A 13,678-nucleotide genomic window follows, 5' to 3' on the forward strand; every position below is an offset into this window, starting at 1 on the left:
CTTACTTCACCTCCTGTGCAGAAGGATCTTGTGTTTGTTCGTTAGTGCCTTCAGCATTGATATACTCGTTATTGCCGGCAAGTGCGCCAATCAGCGCGCCTCTTACAACAATTCCTTTCATTCTTTGCTTCTCATCCACAACCGCAATTGGAATATTCGCATCGGACACAACGTCAAAAATCTCAGTCAGATACGTATTCTCTGGTACAGTCGTAAATTCTGTATTCAAGATGTCTTGAAGTGACAAATCAGACTCAGCCGCTTTTTTCGCATCAGACGCATAGATAACACCTAATAATTTCTTTTGTTTATCCACTGCATAAATTGAAGAAATTCCAAGGTTTTTCATCAGTGTCAATGCTACGCGAGGCCCTTTATCAATCCGCACTGTTTCAGCGCGTTTCATAATGTGGCCTGCTGTGAGGACTTTAGACAAATCAACATCTTCGACGAATTTCTCAACATATTCGTTAGATGGATTCATCAGGATTTCTTCAGGCGTGCCGATTTGAACGATGTTGCCGTCCTTCATTAGGACAATTCTGTCGCCGATCCGCAACGCTTCGTCCAGGTCATGCGTAATAAAGATAATCGTTTTTCCGACATTATCGTGAAGATCAAGAAGTTCATCCTGCATATCTTTACGAATCAATGGATCAAGCGCACTGAACGCTTCGTCCATCAGAAGGATGTCCGGGTCATTCGTCAACGCGCGGGCAAGGCCGACACGCTGCTGCATCCCGCCGGAAAGCTGGTCAGGATATTGATGTTCAAACCCTTCGAGCCCGACGAGCTTAAGAGACTCAAGCGCTTTTTGCTGCCGCTCTTGTTTGTCTACGCCTTGAAGCTCCAGTCCGTATTCTGTGTTTTCAAGTATCGTTCTGTGCGGGAACAGAGCGAACTTTTGGAAGACCATGCTGATTTTCTTCCGGCGGACTTCCCGGAGCTGGTCTTTAGACATATTTGTTATCATGTCACCATCAATGTAAATATTTCCGGCAGTCGGTTCAATAAGCCGGTTTAACATCCGTACTAAAGTTGATTTACCGCTCCCTGATAGACCCATGATGACAAATATCTCACCATCATATACTTCAAAATCTGCCTGATTAACCCCAACGGTTGATCCGGTTGCTTTCAGGATCTCTTTTTTTGTCTTTCCGTTGGCAAGCATTTGAACTGCCTTCTTTGTTTGTTTCCCAAAAATCTTAGAGACTTTCTCGACTTTTATCTTAATTGGTTTCTCATCTACACTCATATTTTCCCTCCATATTAAGCAATCTTTATTACCGTAACATTTATGTAACTTCCCACACAAACAGCATATTCTCTTTTATTCTGTACCATTTCTTTATAAACATCCATGTGACCACATGATCTTATTTATGCTTCTAAATGCTCTGTAATCCTCCTATATGATTGTATTTTACGGGTGATTTTTCGCCTATCTTTAGTTGAAAACGCTTTTATTGGAATTGAATTCCTTCTTCCTCTTATGACTTCCCTCTCCTTTACTGGAAAAATAAGTTGCTTTTTCAACATCAATTATGTATTATAGTTTCATGACTATGAAACAATCAGATGATCAAATCAGAGCGCAAATTTTTAAAGCACTGTCTGATGAATCAAGGCTTGCCATTATTCGTACGCTTTATGTCAGCGGAAAAGAACTCAGCTGCGGTGAAGTAGGTGAAAAGTGCAATATTGTCAAAACCACGGCATCTTATCATTTTAAAACGCTGCGTGAAGCGGGATTGACGGCAACCCGGAAAGATTCGCGTACAAAATACGTCAGTCTGCGTGAAGACACATTTCAAACATACCTGCCTGGCTTTTTGGAAACCCTCTAAGGGTTTTCTCTATACATATCTGTTTCATAGTTTCAAAGTTATAAAACAATAGGAGTGATAAAATTTGAATCGCATTTGGCTTTTCTTCAGTGTCATGTTTGTCATTGGCACGGATACCTTTTTGCTTTCGCCGCTTCTCCCCCTTTTACAGGATCAGTTTCATGTCTCTACTGATTTGTCAGGCTGGATGGTCAGTGCTTATGCACTCGGTTATGCGCTCTTCGCTTTCATTGCAGGCCCAATCTCAGACCGGCTGAACAGGAAAACAGTCATGCTGTGGGGACTTGCAGGCTTTATCGTATCCACATTTTTATGCGGCATCGCTCCCTCTTTTGCCGCCATGTGCCTGTTCCGTTTTGCCGCAGGCGTTAGCGCTGCGTTTGTGACGCCTCAAATTTGGGCGTCCATCCCAGTCATTGTCCAGCCTTCTCAGATCATAAAAGGCATGGGGATTGCGACAGCAGGTTTGGCCGCTTCACAAATGCTCGGACTTCCTATTGGAGGGTTTCTCGCTTCCTTTACATGGCATACGCCATTTTTCGTTTTGTCAGCGTGCTCGCTTATTCTTCTATTGATCCTGGCGGCGGTCATGCCTGATATCCTGCCTTCTGAACCATTGGCGCGACCATCAATTGTCAACCCCTACCGGGAGCTTTTTTCATTGCCGAAAACATCGGTCATTCTGCTTGCCTATTTTCTGTTTCAAACCGGAAACTTCGCTTCGTTCAGCTTTCTGGGTACTTGGCTTTCCGCGGATTATCATTTAACCGTGTCACAAATTGGCGCAGCTATGCTTGTACTCGGACTGGGAAATATGCTCGGGAGCCTTATCGGCAGCCGGGTTTCAGAAAAGCTGGGCATGTTTAAAACACTGATCAGCGGGATGCTGCTAATGGGCGCTCTCTATTTCGCTCTTCCGTTCTTTCCAAACTTGTTTTTAGTAGAAGCCGGCTTTTTTCTCACGTTCTTTACAGCTGGCATCATCTTTCCGTTAATGATGGGTGTCTTTCAATCCATTGCACCAAATGCGCGAGGAACCATCGCTTCCCTTTCCAATGCCGCTATGTATGCCGGGACCACTGTCGGTACAAGTATTGCAGGTTTTTTATATCAAAGCACACAGCATTTCGGAGCTGTCACAGGATTTACTGCCATTTTGTTCATACTTTCTATGACGCTCTACCAGGCAATCAGTAAAACCGGGAAACGCCAATCCGCAGCCCGGGCGCAGATGTAAAAAAAAAAAGCACCTCATTCAAGAGGTGCCTCAGATTGTTGACAAAATCCTAAAATGGTTTTCATTTTAGGATTTTGTCATCTTTTCAGCGTGATTGAAAACCCTTGAAGTCTAGGAAGGACGAGCATAGGAGCGGACATTCACAGGATGTGATGACGACGGCGTTTAGGCAGGACGCCTGAGAATTTAGCCGTTGATCCACTTCGCATTGAGCACCGAAGCGCAGTCCTGACAACGAATGCGAGGGTTTGTCGACACGCTGAAAGCACCTCTTTCAAGAGGTGCTTTTCCTATTCTAGCTCAGTTTGTTTCGTTTCTTTCCCCATAATCAAAATACAAGCAACCGCAAGTAAGATTGCAATGCAAAAGATTGAAAAGATGACCGAAAACGAAATATGACGGGCTGCCAGAGTTCCGACGAGCAAAGGCCCGAAGATGCCGCCGATTCTTCCAAACGCTGCTGTCGTTCCTGAACCTGTTGCTCGAATCGCAGTCGGGTATTGCTCCGGGGTATAAGCATACAGCACGCCCCATGCACCGAGATTGAAAAACGATAACAGCATTCCAGCCGTAAGCAGAAGACTTAAGGAATCCGCCGTTCCGAAGAAATAGGCGCTTCCTGCTGTGCCAATCAAGTAAATGACGAGTATCCACTTCCGGCCCGCTTTTTCAATCAGCCATGCGGCAGAGAAATAGCCCGGTAGCTGAGCAAGCGTCATCAGCAGGACATATTCAAAGCTTTGAATCATGCTGAAGCCTTTCAGCAGCATGACACTCGGGAGCCATAGGAACATGCCGTAATAAGAAAACACCACACAGAACCAAACGATCGACAGCATCACCGTCGGCCGTATATACTGTCTTGCCCAGACGCTTTTTACATTCTCCCACACCGACCTCTTTTTGGCAGAAAGCGATTCATATTTCGGCGAATCAGGCAGACTCGTCCGCAGGTACAGCGCATAAAAAGCAGTCAGCGCAGTTAACAGAAGGGCAGCCTGCCAGCCGAAGCTTGGTATCACAAAGTAAGAAATCAAGGCCGCTGCGAGCCAGCCCACGGCCCAAAAGCTTTCCAAAAGCACAATCACTCTGCCCCGCTTTTCAGGCACAACCGCTTCCGAAACGAGTGTTGAAGCGACTGGAAGCTCGCCGCCAAGTCCCATACCAATCACGAAACGAAGGATTAGAAATGCCGATAAGCTCGTCACAAAAGCGGAAATGCCGCTTCCGATGGAAAAGCATAAAAGGGTGATGATGAACACTTTTTTGCGGCCGATTCGATCAGCAAGCAAACCAAACAAAAACGCACCCGCAGCCATGCCGATGGAATTGACGCTTCCGATCCATTTCATTTCCTCGGGCGACAGATTCCACTCTACATGGAGCGCGGCGATAATAAACGATAATATTCCGACATCCATTGCATCAAACAGCCACCCCAAACCGGCGACGCCCAGCAGTTTACGCTGGGATATAGGCTGTTGTTTTCCCATTGCCAACACCTCTGATATGCAAAATGATTACCGTTTAAGTTTACACCTGTCTTTACACATTGTCATTAACTAAATGATGTAATTGATAAACCCCGCTTATGTTCACAAGCGGGGTTTCTATTATTGCTGCAATGCTGCTTTTTTAATATTATCCTGAAGCTGGGCAATTCGTCTCGCGCCGTCTTCGCGGAGGCGCTTGTTTTCTTCTTCGATTTGTTTTGTTTCCTGCATGCCGCTGACAATCGTGTTCCAAGACGATTCAATCGTTTCAATATCTATGCTCGGTCTGCCGGCCATTCTCGCAATTTCAATACTTTGGCTCGAGATGTTTTCAGCATTTCGTTTCAGCATCTCGTTTGTCCGGCGGTCAAGCTCGCTCATGGAATCAGCCACAAGCTTTTGCCGCTTTACCGTAACAGCCTGAATAATGCCGTTTTTGAAAATCGGAATGGTAATGATAAACGCGGAGTTGATTTTCCCGATCAGCTTTGCATTTCCGCGCTGCAGGAGACGGATTTGTGGTGCGGTTTGAAGCGCCACCATCCTTGCCATATCCAGATCATACACCCGTTCCTCAAGCGCCTGAATGCCGTTGCGCAACGTATCGAGCTGCATTTGCGCCAGCTGGTTCCCGCTTGCCGCTTTTTCCTCATATGAAGGAAGGATCGACTGCATCTCTTCCAGTTTCATCTGCCCGGCAACGACGTATTTTTCAAGCTCCATATAGTATTTGATATTGTTTTCATACATTTCATCGAGCGTGTAGTTCGTCTTCGTCATCTCATCTTTGTATTTAGAAATCTCAACGTGGATTTTTTCAATCTCTCCGCCAAGTGTCTGATACTTTTTAAAGATTTTTTCAATCATGCTGCCGCCGCGTTTGAAAATTTTCGCCATTAATCCCTTTGGCTCATCAAAATCATTTTTGTCGAAGCGGTCCATGATTTTCCCAAGCTGAGTCAGCATTGTGCCGGAGTCTGTCACGCTTGTTGTTTTCATCATCCCTAAGATGCGGTCAGAGAACTTGGATATTTCAACGGCCGGCTCCTTGCCGTACTCAAGCAGCTCCATTTGGTTTTTGACGTCAATTTGTTGAGCAAGCCGCTTCACTTCTGGTTCCTGACGGAGCTGAAGACGGATATCGTCAGCTTTTTGCTGGGAAATCTCTTCATTTTTATCGAGAACAAGCGGATTTTGATTTTCTGTTGTCATGCTTTTCTTCTCTCCTTATTTTTGGGTAATGGTTCTGAAGAGCCTTTTCACAATCGAAGGCTCTTTGTAGTCCTGCTGAAACACCATGTCATCCAGCCAGTGGATATCATACTGGTCATCTTCAATAAACTGCTCAATATCTTGGTGTCCGGGCGGATTATAAATGATGATATCGATTCCGATTTCATTCAGGAACAGCAGGGCGGCAGCATCCGAACGCGTGAGTCCGCCGCTCATTTCCGTATGATATAAAACGAGTTTCGGAACGGTTTGCGCATAGTCGAACATTTGAATCAATTTCAGCAGATTAGCAGGCAGGTTTGTTGTTTGTTTAAACAAATAGATTTGAACATCCTTGACTTGTTCCTGATGCAAGGCTTTAAGCCGCGGGTACCTGCACATTCTCGAAATCGTTTTGGCAATGGCAGTCTGAACGCCCGCCGGCAGCTGTTTATACTGCCACACATTGCTTGCCATCAGCTTGTCCGGATCAATGTTCCCTTCTTGATCAAGTGCGTGGCTGTAGTGAAATTGATAGTTCGACTTTATTTCTTCTGTAAATGGAAAGCTTCTGACCATTTCTGTTTCCTGATAATCCGCTAGAGTATGAAGCCTGTTCCAATATTCCTTATTGTCTTTCGACACGCCCATAATTTTGGCGAATACATTCGGAATCTCAATGGAATGTTTATCAGCTTTGAAATTCGGCCGAATAAAGGCGCGTTCTTTCGTGATTAAAAACAATTCATCATAGGTCGTTTTCAGCGTAACGGACACCGGTGTGTGATCTCTGAACTGCCACGGCTTATACAGCATGGACTCCTCGTGATTCAGCACATGTTCAATTTCTTTTGTTGAGCGGTAGGCCACTGTTGATTTACGGTCTGGTTTTTCTTTCGGAAACGGCTGAAGCTCCGAAACATCCGGGAGCTTTTCCGTAAAACTGAGCTCCTGCTTCGGGTCGATAAGCGCCAGCTGATTCGTTCCCGCCGGATGGAACAGCAGTACATCACAGCCGACCAGCATCAGATAATATAAGAAATAGAGCTGGCTTTTCGTCGCATCTCCATACCAAACAATCTTCGGCATCTCTCGCTCTATATCGGTTTTTTCCAGCCAAGGGTTCAGATGGTTTAAGGAAAACTTCGAGACATCAAGCAGCACTCTGCGAAAATCAGGATGATTCAGCCCCTTTTCATGACTGTCCGCAAAGGTATGTAAAAGCGTCATCAGCGCTTTTCTTAAATGGCGGTGCATCAGGGGATTTGAGTGCTTCGCAATCAGCTTTTCCCCGTCCAGAAAGGCAACAAAACGGCTGACTGACAGCCCTTTTTCTTTCTGATTGATGGAATGAATATGCTGAAGCTTTTGAAATGTTTCCGGTTCGATTGTTTTATCAAGCGTTTCACTCAAAATCGTTATGCGGTCGTTTACAGACAGCTCATACAGCTCGTTATAGTAGTCCGTCTCATCAATAGGCGTGCCCAATATCTGCCCGGCAAGACGAGAAAAAGAAAGGCCTTGTGCAGTTTCATAGTGATCCCGCTCCGGCAATGGCTGAAACAGCAGGCTTTTCCAATCGCCATCAGCCGGAAGTGCTTTATGAATGGTTAGTTCTTCTTGTCTCATCATATCCTCCTTTCCGGTTTGTCATTGAACGATATTTCGGTAACAAAAAAGGAAGGACATTGAACCTCCCTCCTTGTTTTGTTTTATTCTTCTTTTGAAGCGGCTGTTTGTTCGCGCACCTGCTTTTGTTTATTGATGTAGTGAATGATCAATGTTACCGCAAATGCAGCGATAATGATGATGAAGAATACAGAGTGCGGCATTTCGTAATGGAAAGCGCTCCCCGCCATTTTCAGCGCGATAATGCCGATTAAGACGAATGCTGTGTTTTCCAGCTCAGGAATTTTATCAATCAGCACAAGGAACACTTTTGCCACTGTACGCATCATTAAAATACCAAGCATACCGCCGATCAGAAGCACCCATACTTTTTCAGATACTGCAAACGCGGCCAGGATGCTGTCCACAGAGAAGGCAAGATCCATTAATTCTACTGAAATGACAGTCGCCCAGAAGATCCCAAACGTACGGACCATCCAAGAGTTTTTCTTGATGCCGTCCGCTTCCTCTTCTTTTTCGCCAATCCAGAAGTGCTTAATGACGAGCCAAGCCAGGTAAAGCGCGCCAAGCACCTTGATCCACCAGAATTTAATGAGAAGCATACCGAGCCCGATGAAAATAAATCTGAAAATATAAGCTCCAAACAAACCATACGTTAACGCTTTTTTCCGCTGTTTTTCCGGCAGGTGTTTAACCATGACCGCAAGAACAAGCGCGTTATCGGCCGATAAAAGGCCTTCCAGAACAACAAGGGAACCGATCAAACCCCAGGAAACAGGATCAGTCAGAACTTCCCCCCACATTTTCCAATCGAAAAATGAAGCATACGTAGACAAAATATGATGTAAAAAGTCCAAGTTTTTTCCTCCTATTAATTTGAAACGGTGACTTCTCTATTTGTCACTCGCTTACACTTGCAAACCGTAATTCCGGCACAATGCAGCCAGCCCGCCAGAAAATCCGCTGCCGATTGCATTGAATTTCCACTCGCCGCCGTGTCTGTAAAGCTCACAAACGACAACAGCTGTTTCAATGGAGAAGTCTTCTCCCAAATCGAAGCGAAGAAGCTCATTCTGCGTTTCTTCATCCACAACGCGGACAAATGCATTGGAAACTTGTCCAAAGTTTTGGCTGCGTGCTTCAGCGTCGTGAATGGTCACTGTGATGCCGATTTTCTCAATGTGAGCAGGGATTTTTGAGAAATCAACGATAATCTGCTCATCATCTCCGTCGCCCTCACCCGTGCGGTTGTCACCCGTATGGATGACACCGCCGCTCGGATGTTCAAGGTTATTATAGAAGACGAAATCGAGATCATTTACGCAGTTATCATGCGCATCAACTAAAAAGGCCGAAGCATCCAGGTCAAAATCGTGTCCGCCGGAGTACTTGTTTGTATCCCAGCCTAAGCCGATCACCGCTTTAGTCAGTCCCGGATTTGTTTTTGTTAAATCAATGCGCTGTCCTTTTGATAATTGAATGGCCATACTGCCTCTCTCCTTTCTGCTCTTCGTATTTGTCTTAACCGACTTGCAAACCGTAGTCTGTTGCAATGCGGGCAAGGCCGCCTTGGTAGCCTGAGCCGATTGCTGAGAATTTCCACTCGCCGTTATGTCTGTAAAGCTCCCCTGCAATGATTGCCGTTTCAATAGAGAAATCTTCTGCAAGATCGTAACGGATGAGCTCTTCATTTGTTTCTTCATTTACGATGCGGACAAACGCGTTTGATACTTGTCCAAAGTTTTGGCTGCGCGCTTCTGCATCGTGAATGGTAATAACAAATGAGATTTTATCAATGTTTGCCGGTACAGCGCTGAGATTTACTTTTACATTCTCATCGTCGCCTTCGCCAGCACCAGTCAGGTTGTCGCCTGAATGAACGACTGAACCGTTGCCGCCTTCAAGCTGGTTGTAGAAAATAAAGTCGTTTGGTGACGCGCATTTGCCTGCGGCGTCTAACAGAAACACACTTGAGTCAAGATCAAAGTCGTGCCCGCCGTCATACTTGTTCGTATCCCAGCCTAAACCGACAACAACCTTTGAAAGACCCGGATTTGTTTTTGTTAAATCTACTTTTTGTCCTTTTGCCAATGAAATTGTCATGTTTCATCCACTCCTTTTCTTTTATACGTATCTGCTGATAATATCTTCTAGTCTCGTATCGTTTGTGCCTTCACCAACCGCTGCAAACTTCCACTCACTGCCGCTGCGGTAGATTTCTGCTGTAATCAGGCTTGTTCTGCCGGCGTAATTGTCTCTCAAATTGTACTTGAGCATTTCCTCGTGATTAGATTGATCAACTACGCGGATAAACGCATTTTGAATCATGCCGAAATCTTGTTTTCTTCTGACACAATCGTAAATGTTTACTACAAATACAAGCTTATCAATGTTTGCAGGCACTTTATCTAAATCTATCATAATTTGCTCGTCATCGCCCGCACCGTCACCCGTCAGGTTGTCGCCTGTATGCTGTACACCGCCGCAGCGGCTTTTCAGGTTGCCGAAATAAATCAGGTTTTTCTTATCGGTGAATTTTCCGTTTTCCAGCATCAGCACTGAAGCGTCACAGTCGATATTCGGACCGCCTCCGCCAAGCAGTTTGCTGAAGAATCCTCCGCCTGAGGACACTGGGTCCCAGCCGAGACCGACCATCAATTTTGACAGACCGGCTTTTCCTTTTGTTAAATCAATTCGTTGACCTTTTTCTAAAGAAATTGCCACACGATTCACTCCTACTCATCGAAATGTGAAGATAGTCACATTTATTTTTACGCTCACAAGGAAAATAAGCCGTAAATTACTAATATATACGTTTGTTATTATATCAAAGTTTCGTAAAAGTTAAGAATAATTGACGAAAAACCTCGAAAAAAAACTTCCATATTTGATATATGATTTGCAAATGCTATAAAGTGCGCTTCTTAAACAAACCATTTGACGCGGGCAAGTCATTTTGCCTATTCTGGTGTCACCATCTAAAAACAGACAGAAAGGAAGCGGCCTTTTGATTCATTTAAGCATACTTGATCAGGCACCTGTTTCTAAAGGAGAAAGCCCTGTGACAACTCTCCAGCATTCGGTTGAGCTTGCTCAATTAAGCGAACAGTGGGGCTATAAGCGGTATTGGTTTGCCGAGCACCACAGCACGAAAGGACTGGCAAGCACAGCGCCTGAAATCATGATCGCCCGCATCGCAGCACAGACAAACACCATTCGTGTCGGATCAGGCGGCGTGCTTCTGCCCCAATACAGCCCATTTAAAGTGGCTGAAACCTTTCGCCAGCTTGAGGCCCTGTATCCAAACCGGATTGACCTCGGCGTCGGCCGTTCCCCCGGCGGCACGACAAAAACCAGGCTTGCATTAACGGACGGGGTGAAAAAAAGCTTAACCGAATTTAACAGACAGCTGCAGGATGTCTCTTATTTTCTAACAGATTCCCTTCCTCCCGACCATCCGTATGCCGGAATCAAAGCGGCGCCCCTTATTGACACGGCACCCGAGCTATGGGTGCTCGGTCTTGGTGAAAACAGCGCAAGACGCGCGGCGCACCAGGGGATTGGATATGTATTTGGGCATTTCATTAATCCCGAGCGAGGAGAAAATGCATTCCGCATCTACCGGGAAAGCTTTCGGCCCTCAGCCCATTTTTCGAATCCATCCGCACTGTTTACGATTTTTGTCATTTGCGCAAAAACAGATGAAGAGGCAGAAGAACTCGCATTAAGCCAGGATCTGTGGCTTCTTCGCGTCGGAAAAGGCTTGGACAGCCGCGTGCCAAGCATCGAGGAAGCGAAAGCTCATCCCTATACAGCGTCCGATAAAAAACTCATAGAAGAAAACAGAAAGCGGATGGTGATCGGTTCTCCAACCACTGTCAAACAACAGCTGTTAGACCTCACAGGCCGCTACGAAACAAATGAAATCATGGTTCTGTGCAATGTGTTTGATTTTGAGGCGAAAAAGGAATCTTATGAGCGCCTTGCCGGATTGTTTCTATAAAAAAAGCAGTTTTCCCTAGGGAAAACTGCTTTTCATGTTATCGGCTTCTTTTTTTGCGCTGAGCTTCTTTTTTGATAAACGTCCAAACTCCCTGAACTGCAAATCCGATTAATAGCAAAACGATCAATAGCAGGGTAATAGACGGACCTGGCGGCGTCCCGAGCTGATAGGATGATGTCAGTCCCGTAAATACGCTGAATAATGAAATGAGTATGGCTGTAATGAAAACCATGTTAAAGCCTTTTGCAATTCTGATGGCGAATGCTGCCGGCAATACGAGCAGGGCCGATACAAGAAGAACCCCGATGATCGGAATAATGACTGAAATCGCAAGGCCTGTGACAATACTGAATGACAACGAGAGAACGTTTGTATTGATTCCCGATGTTTTGGCTGTTGCTTCATCAAACGTCAGCAGGTAGAGCGGCCTTCTCAGTACGATAAAATAAAGCAGGATCAGCAGTGTGATAATACTGATAATATAGACCTGCTGCTGGTTTACTGTCACAAGCGATCCAAATAGGTATTGATCGATGCTCATATTGGCTGTGCCTTTGGAAAGGCTGATTAAAAACATCGCGAAGGACAAACCAGCTGCCATTAAGATGGCAATGGACACTTCTGAATAAGTACGATACGCCCGCCGCATGTATTCAATTCCGATCGCGCCAATGGTCACGACGACTATGCTTGCTGCGGTTATATTGGTGCTGAGAAAAAAGCCGATGGCAACACCTGACAATGAGATATGTGAAAGTGTGTCAGCCATTAAGGCCTGTCTTCTGAGAACGAGATACACTCCTAGTATCGGAGCCATGACGGCGATCATGCCGCCTGCTAGAAAAGCTCGTCGCATGAATTCCAAGTCAAACATTTCCATCCGCCTTTTTCTCCTCTCTCTAATCGAATCACTTTATCTAAAAATTGCTGTACTTCGTTTTGTTCGTGAGTAACCATCACAACTGTGCGGTTGTGATTTTTCACAAGGTGATGCATAAATTCGTAAAATCCTTTTCTGCTGTCGTAATCAACAGCTGTCGTCGGTTCGTCCAGCATCAGCAGATCCGGGTTGCTGGCGAGCATTCTGGCGATACAGATTTTCTGTTTCTGTCCGCCTGATAAATCACCGATTTTACGATGACGGAGCTCCCACATTTCCACCATTTTCAGTGCTTTTTCTACTTCAAGATGATCTTCTTCATTTAAACGTTTAAACCATTTCCCTTTTGTATAGCGGCCTGACTGAACAAGCTCCAGCACCGTGCTCGGAAAGCCGGCATTAAATGAAGAAATTTGCTGCGGGACGTACCCTATGGTCAGGCGTTTCCCTTCTGTATTCCTTTTACTGATCGTCACTGTGCCTTCCCACGGTTTCAGCATGCCGAGCATTACCTTTATGAGCGTCGATTTAGAGGCGCCGTTTGGTCCAGTGATGCCGACGAACTCACCGCTTTCAATATCAAGTGATACTTTATCTAAAACAGGCGTATGGGAATAGCCGAAAACGATATCTTTCAATGAGACGAGATTCATGTTAATCTTCCTTTCTCACAAAGAAATAGTGTGCACCCTCCGGCGCACACTATCTTATGATTTAACCAATAGTGAATCTTTCAGGGCATCGAGGTTTTGTTTCATAATGTCGATATACCCTAAACCTTTATCCTGTTCTTCTTTGCTCAAGCCTTCCAGTGTATTCAGCACTTCTGTCTTTGCGCCGATTTCACTGGCGAGCGTATCTGCGACCTTTGAGGATGCAATTTCTTCAAAGTAAATGACTTTTACATTATGTTCTTTGGCATATGTTTTCAGCTTTGCCAAGCTGGCTGCACTCGGTTCTTGGTCAGGTGACAGCCCTGCAATCGGAACCTGCTTCAAGCCGTATTCTTTTGCCAGATAGCCAAAAGCTGTATGCTGCGTGATAAATTCTTTTTTCTCCGCTTTTTTTGCGGTTGTACGATATAGTTTATCAAGATCCTGCAGTTTTGCAATATATTCTTTACTATTTTTCTCATAGTATTCTTTGTTATCCGGGTCCTGCTTCACGATTTGCGCCGTAATATTTTTAACTTCCTTCTGTGCCAGAACAGGGCTAAGCCATACGTGAGGGTCCATTGCATGACTGTGCTCATGCTCCCCATGATCATGCTCTTCGTGTTCTTCTTCAGAGCCTTCCATTAAATCAATGCCTTTGCTTGCATTAACGAAAACGGCATGGCCTTGGCCCATGCTTTTTTCAGCTGACGGAACCCAT

The 13,678-nt window shown here is 45.2% G+C and carries 14 protein-coding genes; 3 read left to right on the top strand and 11 right to left on the bottom strand.

Annotation, left to right across the window (positions count from 1 at the left end; translation table 11 throughout):
- Nucleotide 1 precedes the first annotated feature (1 nt).
- On the bottom strand, nucleotides 2–1,258 hold the full coding sequence (opuAA, locus tag RAC86_RS07520) for a glycine/proline betaine ABC transporter ATP-binding protein OpuAA (RefSeq protein ID WP_003246301.1): 1,257 nt from the start codon (nucleotides 1,256–1,258) through the stop codon (nucleotides 2–4).
- Between the two features lie 289 nt (nucleotides 1,259–1,547).
- Here opuAA and RAC86_RS07525 point away from each other — a divergent pair, with 289 nt between their 5' ends.
- Nucleotides 1,548–1,850 carry an ArsR/SmtB family transcription factor gene (locus tag RAC86_RS07525; protein WP_010886398.1) on the top strand — a complete coding sequence of 101 codons (303 nt, stop codon included), beginning with the start codon at nucleotides 1,548–1,550 and terminating at the stop codon, nucleotides 1,848–1,850.
- A 64-nt stretch (nucleotides 1,851–1,914) separates the two neighbouring features.
- Complete coding sequence (locus tag RAC86_RS07530; protein ID WP_029317213.1) at nucleotides 1,915–3,087, top strand: MFS transporter; 1,173 nt, start codon at nucleotides 1,915–1,917, stop codon at nucleotides 3,085–3,087.
- A 290-nt stretch (nucleotides 3,088–3,377) separates the two neighbouring features.
- Here the strand turns inward: RAC86_RS07530 and niaP are convergent, their stop codons facing one another.
- From niaP to RAC86_RS07565, 7 genes are all read right to left on the bottom strand, one after another.
- Nucleotides 3,378–4,580, bottom strand: a complete 1,203-nt coding sequence (niaP, locus tag RAC86_RS07535; protein WP_015252880.1) for a niacin permease NiaP — start codon at nucleotides 4,578–4,580, stop codon at nucleotides 3,378–3,380.
- 120 nt (nucleotides 4,581–4,700) lie between these two features.
- Nucleotides 4,701–5,792 carry a toxic anion resistance protein gene (locus tag RAC86_RS07540; RefSeq protein WP_120027753.1) on the bottom strand — a complete coding sequence of 364 codons (1,092 nt, stop codon included), beginning with the start codon at nucleotides 5,790–5,792 and terminating at the stop codon, nucleotides 4,701–4,703.
- A gap of 15 nt (nucleotides 5,793–5,807) precedes the next feature.
- Entirely contained in the window at nucleotides 5,808–7,421 is a 1,614-nt protein-coding gene (locus tag RAC86_RS07545; protein WP_377885462.1) for a YceG family protein, read from the bottom strand.
- A gap of 83 nt (nucleotides 7,422–7,504) precedes the next feature.
- Nucleotides 7,505–8,278 carry a TerC family protein gene (locus RAC86_RS07550; RefSeq protein ID WP_003234719.1) on the bottom strand — a complete coding sequence of 258 codons (774 nt, stop codon included), beginning with the start codon at nucleotides 8,276–8,278 and terminating at the stop codon, nucleotides 7,505–7,507.
- Nucleotides 8,279–8,329: 51 nt separating this feature from the next.
- Nucleotides 8,330–8,908 carry a TerD family protein gene (locus tag RAC86_RS07555; RefSeq protein WP_003241242.1) on the bottom strand — a complete coding sequence of 193 codons (579 nt, stop codon included), beginning with the start codon at nucleotides 8,906–8,908 and terminating at the stop codon, nucleotides 8,330–8,332.
- Nucleotides 8,909–8,942: 34 nt separating this feature from the next.
- Nucleotides 8,943–9,524, bottom strand: a complete 582-nt coding sequence (locus RAC86_RS07560; protein WP_003234723.1) for a TerD family protein — start codon at nucleotides 9,522–9,524, stop codon at nucleotides 8,943–8,945.
- A gap of 21 nt (nucleotides 9,525–9,545) precedes the next feature.
- Nucleotides 9,546–10,145 (bottom strand): TerD family protein, encoded by a 600-nt coding sequence (locus tag RAC86_RS07565; RefSeq protein WP_029317217.1) that lies wholly within the window; start codon nucleotides 10,143–10,145, stop codon nucleotides 9,546–9,548.
- Between the two features lie 283 nt (nucleotides 10,146–10,428).
- On the opposite strand from RAC86_RS07565, the gene RAC86_RS07570 reads away from it, so the two are divergent.
- Nucleotides 10,429–11,424 (top strand): LLM class flavin-dependent oxidoreductase, encoded by a 996-nt coding sequence (locus tag RAC86_RS07570; protein ID WP_377885463.1) that lies wholly within the window; start codon nucleotides 10,429–10,431, stop codon nucleotides 11,422–11,424.
- Nucleotides 11,425–11,461: 37 nt separating this feature from the next.
- On the opposite strand, the gene znuB is transcribed toward RAC86_RS07570, so the two are convergent.
- The 3 genes from znuB to RAC86_RS07585 all read right to left on the bottom strand — a co-directional run.
- A complete protein-coding gene (gene znuB / locus RAC86_RS07575) occupies nucleotides 11,462–12,304 on the bottom strand; it encodes a zinc ABC transporter permease ZnuB (RefSeq protein ID WP_003246340.1) in 843 nt (280 codons plus the stop codon).
- Nucleotides 12,262–12,957 carry a zinc ABC transporter ATP-binding protein ZnuC gene (gene znuC, locus RAC86_RS07580; protein ID WP_014475714.1) on the bottom strand — a complete coding sequence of 232 codons (696 nt, stop codon included), beginning with the start codon at nucleotides 12,955–12,957 and terminating at the stop codon, nucleotides 12,262–12,264. Before znuC ends, znuB begins: the two co-directional genes overlap by 43 nt.
- 54 nt (nucleotides 12,958–13,011) lie before the next feature.
- Nucleotides 13,012–13,678 (bottom strand): metal ABC transporter solute-binding protein, Zn/Mn family (locus tag RAC86_RS07585; protein WP_377885464.1); only part of this gene is annotated, 667 nt, incomplete at its 5' end.

This window comes from Bacillus sp. LR_5, assembly GCF_042709275.1.

What these genes read in the sequence shown, in the direction of transcription:
- RAC86_RS07540 (WP_120027753.1), bottom strand. Translation starts at nt 5,792, where the DNA reads ATGACAACAGAAAATCAAAATCCGCTTGTTCTCGATAAAAATGAAGAG.
- niaP (WP_015252880.1), bottom strand. Translation starts at nt 4,580, where the DNA reads ATGGGAAAACAACAGCCTATATCCCAGCGTAAACTGCTGGGCGTCGCC.
- RAC86_RS07525 (WP_010886398.1), top strand. Translation starts at nt 1,548, where the DNA reads ATGTATTATAGTTTCATGACTATGAAACAATCAGATGATCAAATCAGA.
- RAC86_RS07560 (WP_003234723.1), bottom strand. Translation starts at nt 9,524, where the DNA reads ATGACAATTTCATTGGCAAAAGGACAAAAAGTAGATTTAACAAAAACA.
- RAC86_RS07555 (WP_003241242.1), bottom strand. Translation starts at nt 8,908, where the DNA reads ATGGCCATTCAATTATCAAAAGGACAGCGCATTGATTTAACAAAAACA.
- znuC (WP_014475714.1), bottom strand. Translation starts at nt 12,957, where the DNA reads ATGAATCTCGTCTCATTGAAAGATATCGTTTTCGGCTATTCCCATACG.
- opuAA (WP_003246301.1), bottom strand. Translation starts at nt 1,258, where the DNA reads ATGAGTGTAGATGAGAAACCAATTAAGATAAAAGTCGAGAAAGTCTCT.
- RAC86_RS07545 (WP_377885462.1), bottom strand. Translation starts at nt 7,421, where the DNA reads ATGAGACAAGAAGAACTAACCATTCATAAAGCACTTCCGGCTGATGGC.
- znuB (WP_003246340.1), bottom strand. Translation starts at nt 12,304, where the DNA reads ATGGAAATGTTTGACTTGGAATTCATGCGACGAGCTTTTCTAGCAGGC.